Origin of the sequence: Prauserella marina (genome assembly GCF_002240355.1) — a bacterium.
GTDB classification, from domain to species: Bacteria; Actinomycetota; Actinomycetes; order Mycobacteriales; family Pseudonocardiaceae; genus Prauserella_A; species Prauserella_A marina.
Map to the genome: position 1 here is coordinate 2,593,172 of NZ_CP016353.1, position 16,110 is coordinate 2,609,281.

The window sequence follows — 16,110 nt, forward strand, 5'->3', positions numbered from 1 at the left end:
GCCGCGTGAACTCCCCGGTCGCGGTGCATGCCTCGGCCGAGACCGATCCCGGTGCGGCGGGACGAGAGCTGGGCGCCGCGCACGGCGAGGCGATCCGCCGGACCTGCGCCACCTACGCGCGCCTGTTCGCCGCACATGGCCTGCACCCGCATCATGTCCGCGACCACGCCCGCGCGGCACTCAGCGAAATCGGTTCGTGGGCGCCGCACCTCGCCGAGGAGATCGAGGGCATCGCGCACGGCTGCGGACTGCCGGTGTGGAGGGTCGGCGCGGTCAACGCGCGGACCGAGATACTGGCGGCGGCCGACGTCACCGGCGAGGGCGAGTGCTCGACGTCGGTGGTGCTGCCCGGCGACGGCGAGCCGCCGCGCACGGTGCAGACCTGGGACTGGCACGACATCCTCGGCGGCGCGATGCTCGTGCGCACGCTCGTCAGCCCTTCGGGCAGGGCGATCGCGACGTTCACCGAGCATGGTGTCGTCGGCAAGATCGGGGTCAACGACCTGGGGCTCGGCGTGCACTTCAACGTGCTGCGGCACCGGTCCGACGGCGGGCGCGCGGGTGTGCCGGTGCACGTGGTAGCGCGGAGGGTGCTGGAGGAGGCGGCCACAGTGGACGAAGCGCTGCGCATCGCCGCGACGGCCCGGCTGTCGGCTTCGACGGTGCTCACCGTCGTCACCCGCGACGAGGCCCGCTGTCTCGAATTGTCGCCTGCCGGTATCGGTGAGGTCGCGCCACGCGAGGGGTTTCTCACGCACACCAACCACTTTCTCGCGCCGGAACTCGCTGACGGGGAGCGCACGAGCGCGGCGGAATCGAGTACGTTCGAACGCCACGCCTGGCTGGCCGGAAAGGCACCCGCGCTGAGCGCGGCCGATCCGACCGCGCGGGCCCGTGCGCTGTGCGCCCACCGCGACGACGCGGCGCCGGTGTGCGCGCACGCCGATCTCGCGCTGCCGGAACATCGCCGCTGGGAAACACTCGCCACGATCTCGCTCGACGTCACCGCGCGCACGATGCATGTGCACCCTGGCGGGCCGTGCGCCGTTGGCGAAGAATCGTGGCTCACCGTGCCCGCGGCGCGGCCACGGTGAGTCAGCGCCGGGTGGAGCGCCGCTCGGTGAGCCCGATCGGCTGAGCGCGCACGGTGCCCTTCGGCGTCTCGCCGGAAAGAACGTCGAACAGGAGCTGGGCACAGGCAGCACCGGCTTCCCGAGGACGCAGGTCGATCGCGGTGATGGGCGGATCGGTGTGTGTGAGGGCCGCACTGTCCACACAGGAGGCGAGCAGCAGGTCGCCGCCGATAGTCCTTCCCGCGGCGCGGAGCACGGGGAGGACGGCGGCGGCCGCGCCGTCCGGAGCGCACACCAGCGCGTCGACCTCGGGGTCGGCGTTGAGCAGCGCGCGCACGTTGTCCTGCATGATCGCGGTGGGCGAGCCGAACGCCATCTCCCGCAGCCGGGGCCGCGTCCCATGGCGTTCGCACCAGCGCAGATAGGTCGACTGGAGCGTGCGGCCCCAGTCGGTGACCGTGCTGGAGGCGAGGAAGGCGATGTGGCCCGCGCCCTGGGCGTGCAGGTGATCGAGCAGCGTGTCGAGCATCGCGGCGTGGTCGGACAGCACCACTCCCGCCGGTTCGGCTTCGCCCGTGTAGCGCTCGCAGGTGACGGCGGGTACCGGCGAATCGAGCAGGCCGTGTACCACGGTGTCGGTCTCCAGCGGGTCGCCGAGCACGACTCCGTCGACGCGGTGGAATCGGTGCGAGGACACGTGCCGCGCCGTCAGCAGGGTGACGTCGTAGTCCATTGTGGCCGCTTGATCGACGACGCCGAACACGAACGACATGTAGTACTCGGATCGCGTCAGCACCTCGGGAAGGTGAAGGCCGATCGCGCCGGTGCGCGCCATGCGCAGCGACCTGGCGACGGGGTTGGGCGAGTAGCCGAGCTTGCTCGCGACGGCGACCACGTGCTGTCTCGTCCGCTCCGACACCCTGCCCGAATTGCGCAGCGCATCGGAGGCCGTCGTCTTCGAGACACCGGCGGCTTTGGCGACCTCGATCAGGTTCACCGGCTCATTCCTGCGCACGGTACCGACGATAGCGGCAGGACCGCGTGGCGCGTCCGTGACGGCCCGGAATGATCCGGCGCGCCCTGCCGTTGCAGGGTGGACACGGTTCGGGAGGTCTGGAGAGTGGTCATGTCGTTCGCCGCCTTGCCTTCGGTCGCCTCGTGGCGGCACGAGGGCGCTCGCACGGGATTCGAGGTCGCGTTCTTCGCGACCGCTGACGAGGGCTACCTGATCGAGGGCACCACGACGGCCACCGAGGACGGCACGTCCTGGATCGTGGACTACCGGATCCGGCTCGACCGGTGGTGGCTGACCAGATCCGCCAGAATCGCGGGCAGGGTCGGCGGTGCGACCACCATCACGGTGATCGAGGCCGACGGCCGGGGCGGCTGGACGGTCGACGGTGCCGAGGCCCCTCAGCTGAACGGATGTCTCGACCTCGACCTCGAATCGTCGGCGATGACCAACACGTTCCCAGTCCACAGGGAACGTTTTCCGCTTGAGCGTACGGTGGCCGCGCCCGCGGCGTTCGTGCGCGCGGACGGTCTCACGGTGGAGCGCCTCGACCAGACCTACACCCGCTCCGGCGATCTGCGCTACGCCTACACCGCGCCCGCGTTCGCCCTCGCCTGCGAGCTGGGCTACGACCGGCATGGTCTGGTACTGAACTACCCGGGGCTGGCCACCAGGATCAGCTGATTCGCGTCGTCAGGAACGGACCGAGTCGACGGTGAACCGGTACCGGTCACCCCGGTAGCGCCGGTCGGCGTACTCGACGGCCCTGCCGGTGACGTCGCTGGCGACGCGGACGGCGGTCAGCACGGGGGAGCCGACCGCGACGCCGAGCCGCTCGGCGAGGACGGCGTCGGCGATGTCGGCCGCGATCGTCTCGCGCCCGGCGACGAGCCGGGTTCCGGTCGTGCGCTCCAGCCAGTCGTAGAGCGATCCGGCGAGCTCGGCCGCCGTCGGCGGCGTGCGCACGGCGACCACGTCGGGGGAGAGCCACGAGGTGCTCACGGCGATCGGCGCGCCGTCGGCGAGCAGCACGCGCTCGATTCGCACCAGCTTGGTGCGCCGGGCCACGCCCAGCGCGCGGGCGGGCTCGCCGCTCACGGCCTCGACGGTCACCTGGGTGCTGCCATAGGACGGTTCGAGTCCCCGGGCCCGCATGTCCTCGGTGAACGAGGCGAGCTGGTGTGGCGGCACGGTGACCCGAGGGGGAAGCACGACAGAGCCCCTGCCGGAGCGGCGGCTGATCAAGCCGTCCGCTTCGAGGCTGTCCAGCGCCGCTCGGGCGGTGGTGCGGCTGACGCCGAACCTGGCGCCGAGCGCGGATTCCGACGGAAGGGCATCGCCCTCACCGAACTCCGCCTTCTCGACGGCCGTGCGCAGCCGCTCGGCGATCTGAAACCACAGCGGCACCGGGCCTTCGACAAGATCTTCCCGGTCCCACGACACCGCGCCAGCCTAACAAACGTCATGACGTCGCGGCGGGCTCAGTCCGCCAGCATGGCCAGAACTCGGTCAGGGAAGGGGATTCCGGCTCGCGCGCCGGTCGCCGTGCACGACAGGCTCGCCGCGACCGCCGCGTAGCGGGCCGCCGTCACCGGATCGTCCCCGCCGTCGATCCTCGCGAGATAGCTGCCGGTGAAGCAGTCGCCGGCGCCCGTCGTGTCGACGGTGGTGACCGGTACGGCCGCGCCGGAGTGCGCCGAGCCGTCCGGGGCGAACAATCGCCAGCCGCGCGGGCCGTCGGTCACGACGAGCGTCGTGCGGTGTTCCGCGGCCGCGGCGGCGGGATCCGGCCCCAGCAGCGCCGCGTGCCATGGCCCGGCGACGACGTGCTCGGCCAGTGCCGCGGCGACGCGGGCGGCACCGGGGTCCGTGCAGCCGTCGAGATCGACCGCGCAGCGCACGGTTCGCCGTCCCGCGAGCGCCTCCCCGGCCTGCGGGAATCGGTAGCCGTCGAGGTAGAGCATGCCGCCACCGAGCTCGTCGAGCCGGTGTGCGGTGGCCGCGATGTGCGCGGGGTCCACGTCGTCGTCCTGGCTGATGATCGTCCGGTCGCCTTCGGGGCCGACGAGGACGATCGCGCTCGTCAGCGTGCCGTCCCGGGCTGTCCACGCCACGTCGGCTCCTGCTCTGGCCAGGGTGTCGAGGAAGGCCCCGCTGAGGGCGTCGTCGCCGACGACTCCGGCGAAGGCGGTGGTGGCGCCCGCTTTCGCGGCGGCGAAGGCGGCGTTGGCCGCCATTCCGCCGTCGTGGCGCTGGATCGAGTGCGCGTTGATCCGGGAACCGGCGGCGGGCATCTCGGGTACCCGCACCGTCACGTCGCTGTTGGCGTATCCGCAGAAGACGATCACACCGGCAGCGTACGCGGCCGCCTGATCTATTGACCAAACGTCATGACGTTTGTACGTTGTTGGTCATGCGGTGGAACGACGAAGATCTCGACGAGGGGCCGGTGCCCAAGTGGCATCAGCTCGCGCAGCGGCTGCGTTCGGCCGTGGTCAAGGGCGAGTTCGCGCAGGGGGACCTTCTTCCCTCGGAGACCGAGCTGACCCGGCGCTTCGGCATCAGCAGGACCACGGCCGCGACGGCATTGCGCGCCCTTGAGCAGGACCGGCTCGTGCGCAGGCGGCCCGGCCACGGCACCGTCGTGCTGCCGCCGCCCATCGACCAGCCGCTGACCCTGCTCTCGTCGTTCTCCGAGGACATGCGAGGACGCGGGCTCACAGCCGGATACCGCGAGAGCGCCGTCACCGTCGCCATCCCACCGCCGGACGCCGCCGCGGCCTTTGGCCTCGCCGATGGCGACCACGTGGTCGCCATCGACCGGATGCTGCTCGCCGAGGGGGAACCGATCGCGCACAGCCGCTGCTGGCTCGCCCCGCATGCCGTCGATCCCTCGGCGCCGCCTTCCGCTGACGAACTCGATCGCGGTTCGCTCTATGCCTGGATCGAGCGAAACTCGGGCAGCAGGGTCGCGACCGCCGACGAGCACATCGAGGGAGCGACGGCGGGAGCGGCGCTCGCGAGAAGGCTCGCCGTGCCGAGGGGAGCGGCGGTGCTCGTGGCTCGCAGGCTCAGCAGGGACGCGAGCGGGCGGCCGGTCGAGCTGGCCACGATCACCTACCGCGCCGACCGCTACCGCTACCGCATCGAACTGGTGCGGCCATGAGCGAACCGGTGCTGTTCGTCGGTGACTCCGTCTACGACACCACGGTCAGGGTGGCAAGGCTGCCGGGCGCGGACGAGAAGGTCGTCGGCGTGGAGGCCATCGACGCCATTGGTGGCGTTGCCACCAATGCCGCCGTCGCCTGCGCGCGAGCGGGCAGCAGAGCGCGGCTGGTGAGCGTGCTCGGCACCGACCCGGCAGGAAGGGCGTGCGCGGAGCAGGGCGCGGAACTCGGGCTGGAGTTCCTGCCGGAGATCGTGCCAGGACCGGCCAACAGGGCGGTGATCTCGCTCGCCGCCGACGGGGAGAAGCAACTCGTGCTCGTACCGGGCGCGCGGATGTACCCCACCGTCGAGACCTGCCGCGACCTCGATCTCGACGGCGTGGCCTGGGTACACACCGCCGTCTACGACGTCGAGGCCGCCGCCGTGCTTAGCAGACGGTGCGCCGACGCCGGGATCCCGTTCTCCATCGACCTCGAACCGGCCACTTTTCCCGGCGGTATCGGCGATCTCGCCCCGCACCTTTCCGGGGCCGCCGTCGCGTTCTGCAATTCGAGGGCCGCCGAGGCGATCACCGGTGCGGACTCGGCGGCCGGCGCCGAGGAGGTGCTGTTCGGCATGGGCGTCGCCGCCGTCGTGCGCACGGAGGGCTCCGGTGGCGCGAGCTGGTGCACCCGCGAGGGGACCACGACCGTGCCCAATCCCGGCGACGCGCCCCCCGTCGTCGACACGACCGGCGCGGGGGACTGTCTTGCCGGGTCGTTCGCCGCATTGTCCGTCGAGACCGGCGACCCGCTCACGGCGCTGCGCTACGCCGTGAGGGCGGCAAGCCACAGCTGCTCCCGGCTCGGCGGGCACCGGTCGTTCCTGACGAGAGAGGAGCTGGCATGGATCTGTTGAGTGGCGAGACCGAGGTCTTCCGGGCCGCCAACGACGGAAGGGCGGCCGTGGTGTTCCTCGCCGACCGCACCGGAAGAGGCCCGGTGGAACAAGCGGCCGTGCGCGGCGTGCTCGCCGAGCTGAACCGGCTCCGCGCCGAGGGCTGGTCGCTGTCGGTCGACGCGATACTCGGTGCCGGGAATTCCCCGGCACCGCAGGCGTTCGCGACCGGGTTCACCCACGACCGCGACCTCGCTGGGATGTTCGAGGCGCCGAGCCTCGACGCCGCGCACGAGGGGATCGGCGCGCTGGAACAGGCCGGCTGGAATCGCCTGCTGCGCACGGAATGGCTCGTGGGGCCTCGAGAATTCCAGCCGGTCGTCAGCCCGAACTCTCGGGGCACCGCCGACGAGTGGGCGTTTTTCGCGCTGTGGAAGTGGAACGACGCCTGGCAGGCGGCCACCGGTGAGCAGCGCGAGGAATACGACCGGGAATGCGACATGGCCTTCGCCGACGACGTGCGGCTTGGTGCCGCGATCACCGGACGGCACCGGCTGGACGTGTCCAGCAGATGGGACCACATCGGAGTGTGGCGCGTTTCCGGCCCCGCCGTGATCGACGAGGCCATGCGCGGTCACTCCGCCGTCGCCGATTTCAAGTTCACGACATCCCGCCACTACCTCGGCAGGAGAGTCGCCTTCGACAACGCACTGCTGGAGAACGCGTGAACGACTTCGTCTGGTTGCACTACACCCTTCCCCGCACCACGTGGTTCGAACTGTCCACAGTGGAACGACAAGCGCTCGAAGCCGGATTCGAGGAGTGCAGGCAACGCTCCCGTGTGGACGGTGCCGAACTGACCGGCAGCTTCCACGTGCGCGGGCAGAGTGACTACTCGCACGTCGAGGTGTGGTCGTTCCCGAGCGCCGAGGCCGCCTTCGACCACTGGTCCCGGCTGGTCGCCGCGGGCTACGTGCGGTGCTTCGACTACGCAAACCAGCTCGGCGCCGCCGACCCGGCGGCAGGGCAGAACGAAAGGAACAGATGAACACCCCCGACACCCTGAGCGTCTTCCCTCCCAAGGAATCGGCGCTGACGAGCATCTTCGGCACCGACCGGGTGGTCATCGGCGTCGTGCACTGTCTGCCGCTGCCGGGCAGCCCGCACTACACCGGCCAGCCGGTTTCCGAGCTGATCCGCTTCGCGGTCGAGGAGGCGAAGGCATACCGGGAGGGCGGCGTCCACGGCCTCATCGTCGAGAACGCGTGGGACCTGCCCTTCCCCAAGCCCGAGGACCAGAGCTTCGAGAACGCCGCGACCCTGGCGGTCATCGGTGACCGGGTGCGCGACGAGGTCGGTCTCCCCGTCGGAGTCAACGTGCTCGCCAACGGCGCGCATTGCTCGATCGCCACCGCGCAGGCGGCCCAGTCGTCGTTCGTGCGCGTCAATCAGTGGGTCAACGCCTACGTCGCCAACGAGGGCTTCATGGAAGGACTGTCCCCCTCGGCGACCCGCTACCGGGCGCGGCTGCGTGCCGAGCACCTCAAGGTCTTCGCCGACGTGCACGTCAAGCACGGCTCGCACTCGATCATCGCCGACCGTTCGCTCGCCGCGCAGGCGGAGGACAACGAGTTCTTCGACGCCGACGTGCTCATCGCGACCGGAGGACGGACCGGGGACGAAACTCCGGCGGCCGAGGTCACCGGCATCCGCGAGGCCACCTCGCTGCCCGTGATCATCGGTTCGGGCATGAACGCGGGCAACGCCGGTGAGCTGCTGTCGTTGTGCCACGGGGCGATCGTCGCGTCCGCGCTCAAGGAGAACGACCGCTGGTGGGGCAGGGTCGACACGGCGAAGGTCAGGGAGTTCACGAAACAGGCCGAGCAGGTCGGGTACCAGCTTCCGTGACCGCGAAGCCCCTGAGCGAGCGGTTGCTCGCCGCGAACGCCCAGCGGTGGGAGCGGGCGCAGCGGATGCGGTTCGTGCGCGAGGTCGCCGACGACACGATCGACGACGCGGCCTTCGCCCGCTACCTGGTGTTCGAGCGGCGGTTCGTCGACACCGCGGCCCGCTTGTGCGGTGCCGCGGTGCGCGCCGCGCCCGACGGTCCCTCGCTGGCAGGACACGCCACCGCGCTGCACAACCTCGTCACCGAACAGTACGACTACTTCACCGCCGTCCTCTCGGCTGTCGGCACGACACCGAGTGTCGGCGAGGCGGCCCTGGCCGGGGCGGACGTGCTCACCGAGGTCGCACTCGACATCGCCGACGAGCACGGCTACCCGGGTATCGTCGTCGCCCTTTTCGCCGCCGAGGCGATGTACCGGCAATGGTGCGTCGCGGCGGCCGTCCGGCCTTCCGGCAGGCCGGCGATCGCGGAATGGGTGAATCTGCACACCAGGGAACCCTTTCTGAGCCAGGTCGAATTTCTCCGCGGTGAGGTCGACAGGCTCACCGTGGAGCCGGGCGGTGAATCCGTACTCGCGACGGTGCTCGGCCGCATGGTCGAGGCCGAGATCATCTTCCACGACGCGGCCTTCATCCACTGAGGACACGTCACCTCGAACCGAATTCGCACAGAGAAACGGGAACAGCAATGTCGCATCCCACACCTGACGGGTCGTTGAGCGCACCGGGGCCGCTGGCCGCCGTGCTCGACCGGGTCGGAATCCCGCGCTCACTGGCGCTTGGCTACCTCGCGCTCGGGCTTTTCATGATCGGCGACGGGGTCGAGCAGGGCTACCTCTCCGCGATGCTCGTCGGAAACGGGTTCGGACAGTCCGAAGTGGCCCTGATGTTCACGATCTACGGCATCACAGCCGGGGTGTCCGCGTGGATGGCCGGAGCACTGTCCGATGTGTTCGGTCCCAAGCGGCTGATGCTGGCCGGCTCGATCATCTGGGTGTTGTTCCACGTACCCTTCGTCGCGTTCGGCATCGCGGGTCAGTCGACCTCGGTACTGCTACTTTGTTACGGACTGCGGGGATTCGGCTATCCGCTCTTCGCGTACGGGTTCCTGATGTGGGTGGTGCGCACGGTCCGGCAGGAACGCCTCGGCATGGCGGTCGGCTGGTTCTGGTTCGCCTACATCGCGGGATTTTCCACGCTCAGCCCGCTGGTGGCAATGCGGTCATCCCGTTGATCGGACCGCTGAACACACTGTGGGCGGCGCTCGGCGTGATCGTGCTCGGTACCGCCGTCGGGCTCGTCGTGCGTGCGCCCGGAGGGAGCCGCCCGCTCGACCGGCCCGAATCCAGCCCGGTACGCAGCCTGGTGAAGGGCGTTTCGGTGCTGTGGCAGGAACCGAGGGTCGCCGTCGCCGGGCTGATCAGGGTCATCAACGGGGTCTCCCAGTTCGGGTTCCCCGTCTTCCTGCCGGTGTATTTCACGGTGAGTCTCGGATTCCCGCTCAGTGACTGGCTGACCATCTACGCGGTCATGTACCTGGTCAATCTCGGCGCCAACCTGCTCGCCGGTTACTGGAGCGATCGCTACGGCGTCGTGCTGGTGCTGCGCTGGATGGGCTGTATCGGCTGCGCGGTCACCACGGTCGCCTTCTACTACGTGCCGACGATGACGCAGAACTTCTGGTTGTCGATACTGGTGGGCAGCCTGTTCTGCGCCTGCCTCGCCGGGTTCGCCCCGATGTCTGCGCTGATGCCGGTCATCGCTCCACAACGGACCGGGGCGGCGATGGCAGGGCTCAACCTCGGAGCCGGTCTCGGCACGGCGGCGGGGCCCGGGCTGGTCGGGCTGTGCCTCACCCCGCTGGGGGTCGAGGGAACGATGTGGGTCCTCGGTTGCTGCTACCTGCTCGGCGGCCTGCTGACGTTGTTGTTGCGCACTCCGGCGAAGAAGGCCGAGCAGACCGTGGAATCGCCTGCCTGATCAGGCGCCCGGCCTGCTGCCGGTGTTGTGGATGTGCTGTCCCAGCGCGGTTCTGAGCGCGGCGGCGTCACGTTGTTCGAGAAGATCGACGAGGCGGTCGTGTTCACCGGCGAGGCTGAACATGTGAGCCGAGCCAGTGGGAACGCCGATCCTGGCGAGACGGACGAACGCGCCGAGGTGGCCCAGTAGTGTCGAGAGTGTCGGCATCCGGGCCACCTCGGCGAGTTCGCGGTGAAACCGCTCGTCGAGGGTCAGGAACGTGTCCGCGTCGTCGTCCTTCGCGGCGCGGCGCTGCTTGAGGATCAGCAACCGCAGGTTGTCGAGGTCCGCTGGCTGCCATTGCGAGCAGGCTTCCTCGGCGGCGCTGCCTTCCAGCGCCTCGCGCAGGATGGCGACCTCGCGCCGGTGCCGGTCGGAAAGGTCCACCACGAACAACTGCCGCCGGGCGCCCGCGACGAGAAGTCCCTCGCTTTGCAGTAGCCGCAGGGCTTCCCGCACCGGTGTCCGGGACACCCCGAACGACTCGGCGAGCGCGGCCTCGTCCAGCGCTGTTCCCTGCGCGGCCTTACCGGCGACGATGTCGTCCCTGAGCGCGTGATAGACCTGGTCGACCTTGGTGCCCACTCGGCCTCCTCGTGGTGTCCGGCCGCCGCTACTTCGCGAAGAGCCGCGACTCGTCCTGGAATGCCTTGATCTCGATGGCGTTGCCCGCCGGGTCAAGGAAGAACATCGTCCATTGTTCCCCCGGCTCGCCCTCGAACCTGACGTAGGGCTCGATGACGAAGGAGATGGTGGCCGCGCGGAGCTTGGCCGCGAGCTCGTGAAAGTCGGGAACGGGCAGAACCAGGCCGAAATGGGGGACCGGCACCTGGTGGCCGTCCACCGGGTTGTGCGCCTCGGGCCCGGTCGTCGCGCGCGGAGCCACGTGCGTCACGAGCTGGTGGCCGTAGAAGTTCCAGTCGACCCACATGTCGGAGGAGCGGCCCTCGGCGAGCCCGAGCACGCCGCCGTAGAACTTCCTGACCTCGGCGAGGTCGTCCACCGGGATCGCGAGATGAAAGCTGGGCTTGTCCGCCATGCTGCGGCCTCCTTGGGTACTCATGTTGTGTACTGGGCAACATGAAGTATACATAGTCAGCTCATGTATACAAATGGCTCGCGACGGAGCCGCCCAGAAATCCCGGCCGGTGCGGTCACACGTGCGCGCCGCGCCGGGTCATGTCGGCGAACGATCGCCTGAGCAACGGAGAACCGACATGACACCCCGCACCTGGCCGACCCGCCTTGGCACCGCCGCCTACTGGATCGTCGCCATGGCGTTCCTCGTGGGCGCCGTGACCAAATACCTGCCTGGAGAGACGTTCTTCGGACCGCCCTACTCGGTCAAGTTCGCCGACTGGGGCTATCCGCCGTGGTTCCGGTTCGTCGTCGGCACCCTGGAACTGATCTGCGCCGCACTGCTGGTCATCCCTGACCGGCGGACGAGGTTCGCCGGTTCCGCCGCGCTGGTCCTGCTGCTCACCGGAGCCGTCACCACGCACATCGTCAACCAGGACGCGCTTTCGCGGAGCCTGGCCGCGCCGGTGAACCTGGTGATCGTGGCCGTGATCGCGCTGGTGAACTGGCCCGCCGACTGGCGGGATCTGCTGCGGGCGGACAAGAAGAGCCCGCGCGCGGACTCCGGCAGGCCGGTGGCGCGGATCTGACCGCGTGGTTCGGCGTCCCGGCCGGAAAAGGTGCCGCCGTCAGCGCTCCAGTGGCCGGACGTCGAGCCGCGCGAGGCGGTCGTCGTCGGCGACCACGTCGATCGCGGTGATCTTGCCTTCGGCGACGGCGAAGGTGAAGACGACCCTGAGTCGCCCCTCCGACACCCAGATCAGACCGGCCAGGCCGTCGACGAGAGCGAGCCGGGCGGCCTTGACCCGGCCGGTGAAGCCACGCGCCACGTCCCGCGCTCCGGTCGCGGCGCTCGCGCCTGCCCTCGCCGCCGCCGGATCGGTGCGCAGCACGGCATCGGGTGCGAGCAGCCGCAGCAGAGCGTCGAAGTCGCCGCCCCGGGCGGCTGCGAGGAAAGCGGTGACGATCTCGTCGCGGCGGGCGGCTTCCTTCTCTCCGGCCACGGTGGCGCCGCGCACCCTGCGGCGCGCACGGCTGGCGAGCTTGCGGGTGGCGGCGGGACTGCGCTCGACGATCGGCGCGATGTCCTCGAACGGCACCCCGAACAGATCGTGCAGTACGAAAGCCAGCCGCTCGGCCGGGCCCAGCGTGTCCAGTACCACCAGCAGCGCGAGGCCGACCGAGTCGGCGAGCACCGCCTGATCCTCGGGTGCCGCGCCGGACGGTTCGGCGAAACCCCGCCGTGGCACGCCCTCTTCCGGCAGGGGCTGCTCCCTGCGGGTACCACGGGAACGCAGGATGTTCAGCGACACCCGGGCCACGACAGTCGTCAGCCAGGCGGCCAGATCGTTCACCGCCGTGGCGCCCGTGCGGCTCAGTCGCAGCCACGCCTCCTGTACGGCGTCGTCCGCGTCGCTCGACGAGCCCAGCACCTGCATGGCCACGGCGCGCAGGCGTGGCCGCTGTTCCTCGAACCGCGCCGCCAGTAGTTCTTCCTCGGTCACCGCCGCCGTCCTCTCCTCCGGTGTCTCCATTTGACCCGCACCGGCGAGCCGATGTGACCACCGTGCCGGCGCCGAGGGCCGGAGGTGCCGCCGCCGCGCTCGCGAGACGACCCGAAAGTCTTGGCGTGCACGGGGTTCCGGGCGGAGCGTGTGCATTGTTCCGGCGCGCGGGTGCCTTGGAACGCCGGCCGGATGTCCTCCCCGATTCGTGTCCTTGACGGCCCCGGGGGCGCTCCCTAGAATCCTGACTAACCAGTAAGATAAGCAACTGGCCGGCTCACCCCCTGAGGAAGGCACGATGATGTGGTCTGCGAGCGGGAGGTGGCGACAGGCGGTCGTCACCCGTGCCCTGCCGGGCGTCTCGACCGGCCCGGCAGCCGATGTGTCCGATGCGGACAGCTCGGAGCGGCGTGGCCTTGAGCCCCTTGGCTCTCCGGTCGCGGGAGCGCGCGCGTGAAGGGGCGGCTCGACGGCAAGGTCGCGGTGGTGACCGGCGGGGCACACGGAATCGGTGCCGCGATCGTCGAACGATTCGTGTCCGAAGGGGCGCGGGTGACGATCGCGGACCTCGCTGAGAAGGGCGGCACGACGCTGGCGGGCCGGCTTGCCCCCGCATGCCGTTTCACGCGCTGCGATGTCACCAGCGCCGCCGAGGTCGCCGAGGCGATCGAATCGACGGTGGCCGAGTGGGGCCGCCTCGACATCATGGTCAACAACGCGGGCTTCGGTGCCGGAGTGGACGTCGTCGACACCGACGAGCACACCTGGCGCAGGGTCATCGCGGTCAACCTCGACGGCACGTTTCACGGCATCAAGCACGCCGCGCCCGTGATCGGGCGTGGCGGCGGGGGCGCGATTCTCAACCTTTCCTCCGTCGCGGCCGGAAAGGCGATGCCGGGGATGAGCGCCTACGGGGCAGCCAAGGCAGGCGTGGAAGCGCTCACCCGCACCGCCGCCGCCGAACTCAGGAAGGACGGGATCAGGGTCAACGCCCTCGTTCCCGGATTGATCAAGACCGTCGCGGCCGACCGGTCGACGGAAGTGCTGGCGAGAGGGTTCGGGATGAGCATCGACCAGTACCTCGCCACCCGGCAGGGACGCTGGGGCACCCCGGAGGAGGTCGCCGCCGTCGCGCTGCACCTCGTCAGTGACGAATCGTCGTTCACCTCAGGGGTGTTGTATCCGATCGACAACGGCGGCACCGCGTAACCCACCGATGATGAGTACCTGGCGACGCAGGCCGAGGACGTGCACGAGAGGTTCGAGTATGGAGACAGGTATGGCCGGTGCGGCCGACAGGCGGGAATTCGTTGCCGCGCTACGGGATTTCGCCAAAGCCAAGTGCGGCACGAGGCAGCAGCGGCTCGAACTGACCAAGGACGGCACGCTGGCTCACAGCCAGTCACTGCACAAGGAACTCGCCGAGCTCGGCTGGGTGGGTGCCGCGTTGCCCGAGGCGTACGGCGGGGGAGGGGGCAGCGCCACCGACGCCTGTCACCTCGTCGAGGAGATGGCCTACGGCCAAGCACCGCTGTTCGGACTCGCGGTGACGCTCGTGAGCGCGAGCGTCGTCGAACGGTTCGGCACCGAGGAACAGAAGCAGGACATCCTCGGCTCGGTCTGCCGTGGCGAGATCCTCGCGACCGCGATCAGTGAACCCGACACCGGGTCCGATGCGGGATCCCTGCGCTGCAAGGCGGAACTCAAAGGTGACAACTACGTCATCAACGGGCAGAAGACCTGGATCTCCTGCGCCCACATCGCCTCGCGGATCTTCCTGCTGTGCCGCACGGGCGAGGGCGAGGGCAAGCACGACGGCATCACCATGATCGACGTTCCCGCCGATACCCCTGGCGTGACCGTGCGGCCCATCGCCACCCTCGGCGGCGACGAGGTCAACGAGGTCTACTTCACCGACGCCGTCGTACCGGCCGACCGGGTCATCGGCGAGGTCGGTGCCGCGTGGCGGCAGATGATGAGCTGTCTCAACACCGACCGGCTCATGTGCGGGGCGATGTTCCTCGGGCACGCGCGCCGCACGTTCGACGACGCGCTGGAATACGTGCGACAGCGCGAACAGTTCGGCCGTCCGATCGGAAGTTTCCAGGCCATCCGGCACCGCATGGCCGACCTCGCCACCGAGCTGGAGTGTTGCAGGCTGCTCGTGCACGACCTCGCGGCGAAGCTCGACGCCGACCCGCACCGGCAGGTGCCTCGCGAGGCGTCGATGGTGAAGCTCAAGGTCACCGAGACCGCGAAGCGGCTCGCCGTCGAGGGAATGCAGTTGATGGGAGGCGCCGGGTACACCAAGGAATACGACATGGAACGCCACCTTCGCGAATCCATCGTGTCCACCGTGTACGCCGGTACCAGTGAGATTCAGCGCGAGATCATCGGAAAATCCTACGGCCTCTGAGCAACACGGGCAGCAAGCACCACCCCGCACCACAAGAGAAACACCGATGACGCCGTCCTCGCGCGGCCCAACCGAAAGAGAGAACATGACAGAGCAATTCCGCACCCTTGCCGACGGCGGCGACTACTTCGAGGGCCTTCGCTGGCACGAAGGCAACTGGTATGCCTCCGACGCCTTCCGCGGCATCGTGCTCAAGATCGACGATGCGGGGAACCGGACCGACATCATGGAGGTCGACGCGCTGTGTTCGGGCCTGGGCTGGCTCCCCGACGGCTCGATGATCATCGTGTCCATGAAGGACCGCAAGCTGCTGCGCCGCACCGCCGACGGTGAGGTAAGCGAGCACGCCGACATGTCGGGGCTGTCCGAGCACTGGATCAACGACATGTGCGTCGACAAGCAGGGCCGCTCGTGGGTGGGCAGTATCGGCTTCGCGATCGTCGAAGGCGCCGACCCCGAGCCAGGCGACCTGCTGTGCGCCGACCCCGACGGTTCCGTACGGGTCGCCGCCTCGGATCTGTGGTGCCCCAACGGAATCGTCGTCACCGCGGACGGCAGCACGCTGATCGTGGCCGAGTCGTTCGCGGGAAGGCTCACCGCCTTCACCATCGCCGACGACGGCACGCTCACCGACCGGCGCACGCTCGCCCAGTTCGGACCGGTGCCGCCGCCCGGAGGAGCCGCGGAGATGCTGGGTGCCATCGAACTGTCCCCCGACGGCCTCACCATCGACAAGGACGACCACATCTGGGTTTCCGACGCTTCGAACAAGCGCTGTGTGCGGGTCTCGCCGCAGGGTGAGGTGACCGCCGAGATCCCGGCGCCCGGTGACCTCGGCCTCTACTCGTGCGCGCTCGGTGGTTCCAGCGGCACCGAGCTGATGCTCGCCGTCTGCGAAGGATTCTTCGAGGCTGCCCAGGGCGTGAAGGGCACGGCGGCGCTCGTGTCGACCACGGTCGACGTCCCGGTCGCCTGAACACTTTTCGAACGAGGTTCGCGGGACGGCGCGGGCGGCTTCGCCCCGTCGCCGTCCCGCGAGCGATCACGGCACAACCT

The 16,110-nt window shown here is 69.6% G+C and carries 20 protein-coding genes; 14 read left to right on the plus strand and 6 right to left on the minus strand.

Annotation, left to right across the window (positions count from 1 at the left end; all coding sequences use genetic code 11):
• Nucleotides 1-5 precede the first annotated feature (5 nt).
• A complete protein-coding gene (locus BAY61_RS12040) occupies nt 6-1,094 on the plus strand; it encodes a C45 family autoproteolytic acyltransferase/hydrolase (protein WP_245866021.1) in 1,089 nt (362 codons plus the stop codon).
• Between the two features lies 1 nt (nt 1,095).
• Here the strand turns inward: BAY61_RS12040 and BAY61_RS12045 are convergent, their stop codons facing one another.
• Nucleotides 1,096-2,088, minus strand: a complete 993-nt coding sequence (locus BAY61_RS12045; RefSeq protein WP_091797114.1) for a LacI family DNA-binding transcriptional regulator — start codon at nt 2,086-2,088, stop codon at nt 1,096-1,098.
• A 111-nt stretch (nt 2,089-2,199) separates the two neighbouring features.
• On the opposite strand from BAY61_RS12045, the gene BAY61_RS12050 reads away from it, so the two are divergent.
• Nucleotides 2,200-2,769 carry a putative glycolipid-binding domain-containing protein gene (locus BAY61_RS12050; protein ID WP_091797116.1) on the plus strand — a complete coding sequence of 190 codons (570 nt, stop codon included), beginning with the start codon at nt 2,200-2,202 and terminating at the stop codon, nt 2,767-2,769.
• A gap of 9 nt (nt 2,770-2,778) precedes the next feature.
• Here BAY61_RS12050 and BAY61_RS12055 read toward each other — a convergent pair whose 3' ends face one another.
• Both BAY61_RS12055 and BAY61_RS12060 read right to left on the minus strand, forming a co-directional pair.
• Nucleotides 2,779-3,528, minus strand: coding sequence for a GntR family transcriptional regulator (locus BAY61_RS12055; RefSeq protein ID WP_091797118.1), 750 nt, complete (start codon nt 3,526-3,528; stop codon nt 2,779-2,781).
• A 38-nt stretch (nt 3,529-3,566) separates the two neighbouring features.
• Nucleotides 3,567-4,433 carry a carbohydrate kinase family protein gene (locus BAY61_RS12060; protein ID WP_091797119.1) on the minus strand — a complete coding sequence of 289 codons (867 nt, stop codon included), beginning with the start codon at nt 4,431-4,433 and terminating at the stop codon, nt 3,567-3,569.
• 65 nt (nt 4,434-4,498) lie between these two features.
• Here BAY61_RS12060 and BAY61_RS12065 point away from each other — a divergent pair, with 65 nt between their 5' ends.
• The 8 genes from BAY61_RS12065 to BAY61_RS12095 are packed head-to-tail and all read left to right on the plus strand — an operon-like array spanning nt 4,499 to nt 10,017.
• Nucleotides 4,499-5,251: a GntR family transcriptional regulator gene (locus BAY61_RS12065; protein ID WP_091797121.1), complete on the plus strand. Its 753-nt coding sequence runs from the start codon at nt 4,499-4,501 to the stop codon at nt 5,249-5,251.
• Complete coding sequence (locus tag BAY61_RS12070; RefSeq protein ID WP_091797123.1) at nt 5,248-6,150, plus strand: carbohydrate kinase family protein; 903 nt, start codon at nt 5,248-5,250, stop codon at nt 6,148-6,150. The genes BAY61_RS12065 and BAY61_RS12070 overlap by 4 nt, the downstream gene beginning before the upstream one ends.
• Nucleotides 6,138-6,857 (plus strand): hypothetical protein, encoded by a 720-nt coding sequence (locus tag BAY61_RS12075; protein WP_091797125.1) that lies wholly within the window; start codon nt 6,138-6,140, stop codon nt 6,855-6,857. The genes BAY61_RS12070 and BAY61_RS12075 overlap by 13 nt, the downstream gene beginning before the upstream one ends.
• Complete coding sequence (locus BAY61_RS12080; RefSeq protein WP_091797127.1) at nt 6,854-7,177, plus strand: hypothetical protein; 324 nt, start codon at nt 6,854-6,856, stop codon at nt 7,175-7,177. The genes BAY61_RS12075 and BAY61_RS12080 overlap by 4 nt, the downstream gene beginning before the upstream one ends.
• Nucleotides 7,174-8,037 carry a BtpA/SgcQ family protein gene (locus BAY61_RS12085; RefSeq protein ID WP_091797129.1) on the plus strand — a complete coding sequence of 288 codons (864 nt, stop codon included), beginning with the start codon at nt 7,174-7,176 and terminating at the stop codon, nt 8,035-8,037. Before BAY61_RS12080 ends, BAY61_RS12085 begins: the two co-directional genes overlap by 4 nt.
• On the plus strand, nt 8,034-8,678 hold the full coding sequence (locus BAY61_RS12090) for a TenA family protein (RefSeq protein WP_091797131.1): 645 nt from the start codon (nt 8,034-8,036) through the stop codon (nt 8,676-8,678). Before BAY61_RS12085 ends, BAY61_RS12090 begins: the two co-directional genes overlap by 4 nt.
• 47 nt (nt 8,679-8,725) lie before the next feature.
• Nucleotides 8,726-9,271 (plus strand): MFS transporter, encoded by a 546-nt coding sequence (locus BAY61_RS33785; RefSeq protein ID WP_110057653.1) that lies wholly within the window; start codon nt 8,726-8,728, stop codon nt 9,269-9,271.
• Nucleotides 9,268-10,017 carry an MFS transporter gene (locus BAY61_RS12095; RefSeq protein WP_170140026.1) on the plus strand — a complete coding sequence of 250 codons (750 nt, stop codon included), beginning with the start codon at nt 9,268-9,270 and terminating at the stop codon, nt 10,015-10,017. Before BAY61_RS33785 ends, BAY61_RS12095 begins: the two co-directional genes overlap by 4 nt.
• Here the strand turns inward: BAY61_RS12095 and BAY61_RS12100 are convergent, their stop codons facing one another.
• Both BAY61_RS12100 and BAY61_RS12105 read right to left on the minus strand, forming a co-directional pair.
• Nucleotides 10,018-10,641 carry a GntR family transcriptional regulator gene (locus BAY61_RS12100; RefSeq protein ID WP_091797134.1) on the minus strand — a complete coding sequence of 208 codons (624 nt, stop codon included), beginning with the start codon at nt 10,639-10,641 and terminating at the stop codon, nt 10,018-10,020.
• A 28-nt stretch (nt 10,642-10,669) separates the two neighbouring features.
• A complete protein-coding gene (locus BAY61_RS12105; RefSeq protein ID WP_091797136.1) occupies nt 10,670-11,095 on the minus strand; it encodes a VOC family protein in 426 nt (141 codons plus the stop codon).
• A 178-nt stretch (nt 11,096-11,273) separates the two neighbouring features.
• Between BAY61_RS12105 and BAY61_RS12110 the strand changes: the two genes are divergently transcribed.
• A complete protein-coding gene (locus BAY61_RS12110) occupies nt 11,274-11,723 on the plus strand; it encodes a DoxX family protein (protein ID WP_110057651.1) in 450 nt (149 codons plus the stop codon).
• A 39-nt stretch (nt 11,724-11,762) separates the two neighbouring features.
• Here BAY61_RS12110 and BAY61_RS12115 read toward each other — a convergent pair whose 3' ends face one another.
• Nucleotides 11,763-12,668, minus strand: a complete 906-nt coding sequence (locus BAY61_RS12115; protein WP_176879503.1) for a sigma-70 family RNA polymerase sigma factor — start codon at nt 12,666-12,668, stop codon at nt 11,763-11,765.
• A 423-nt stretch (nt 12,669-13,091) separates the two neighbouring features.
• Here BAY61_RS12115 and BAY61_RS12120 point away from each other — a divergent pair, with 423 nt between their 5' ends.
• From BAY61_RS12120 to BAY61_RS12130, 3 genes are all read left to right on the plus strand, one after another.
• Nucleotides 13,092-13,847 (plus strand): SDR family NAD(P)-dependent oxidoreductase, encoded by a 756-nt coding sequence (locus BAY61_RS12120; RefSeq protein ID WP_091797138.1) that lies wholly within the window; start codon nt 13,092-13,094, stop codon nt 13,845-13,847.
• Nucleotides 13,848-13,905: 58 nt separating this feature from the next.
• Nucleotides 13,906-15,054 carry an acyl-CoA dehydrogenase family protein gene (locus BAY61_RS12125; RefSeq protein WP_245866023.1) on the plus strand — a complete coding sequence of 383 codons (1,149 nt, stop codon included), beginning with the start codon at nt 13,906-13,908 and terminating at the stop codon, nt 15,052-15,054.
• A gap of 85 nt (nt 15,055-15,139) precedes the next feature.
• Nucleotides 15,140-16,030: an SMP-30/gluconolactonase/LRE family protein gene (locus tag BAY61_RS12130; protein ID WP_170140025.1), complete on the plus strand. Its 891-nt coding sequence runs from the start codon at nt 15,140-15,142 to the stop codon at nt 16,028-16,030.
• The last annotated feature ends 80 nt before the right edge of the window (nt 16,031-16,110 follow it).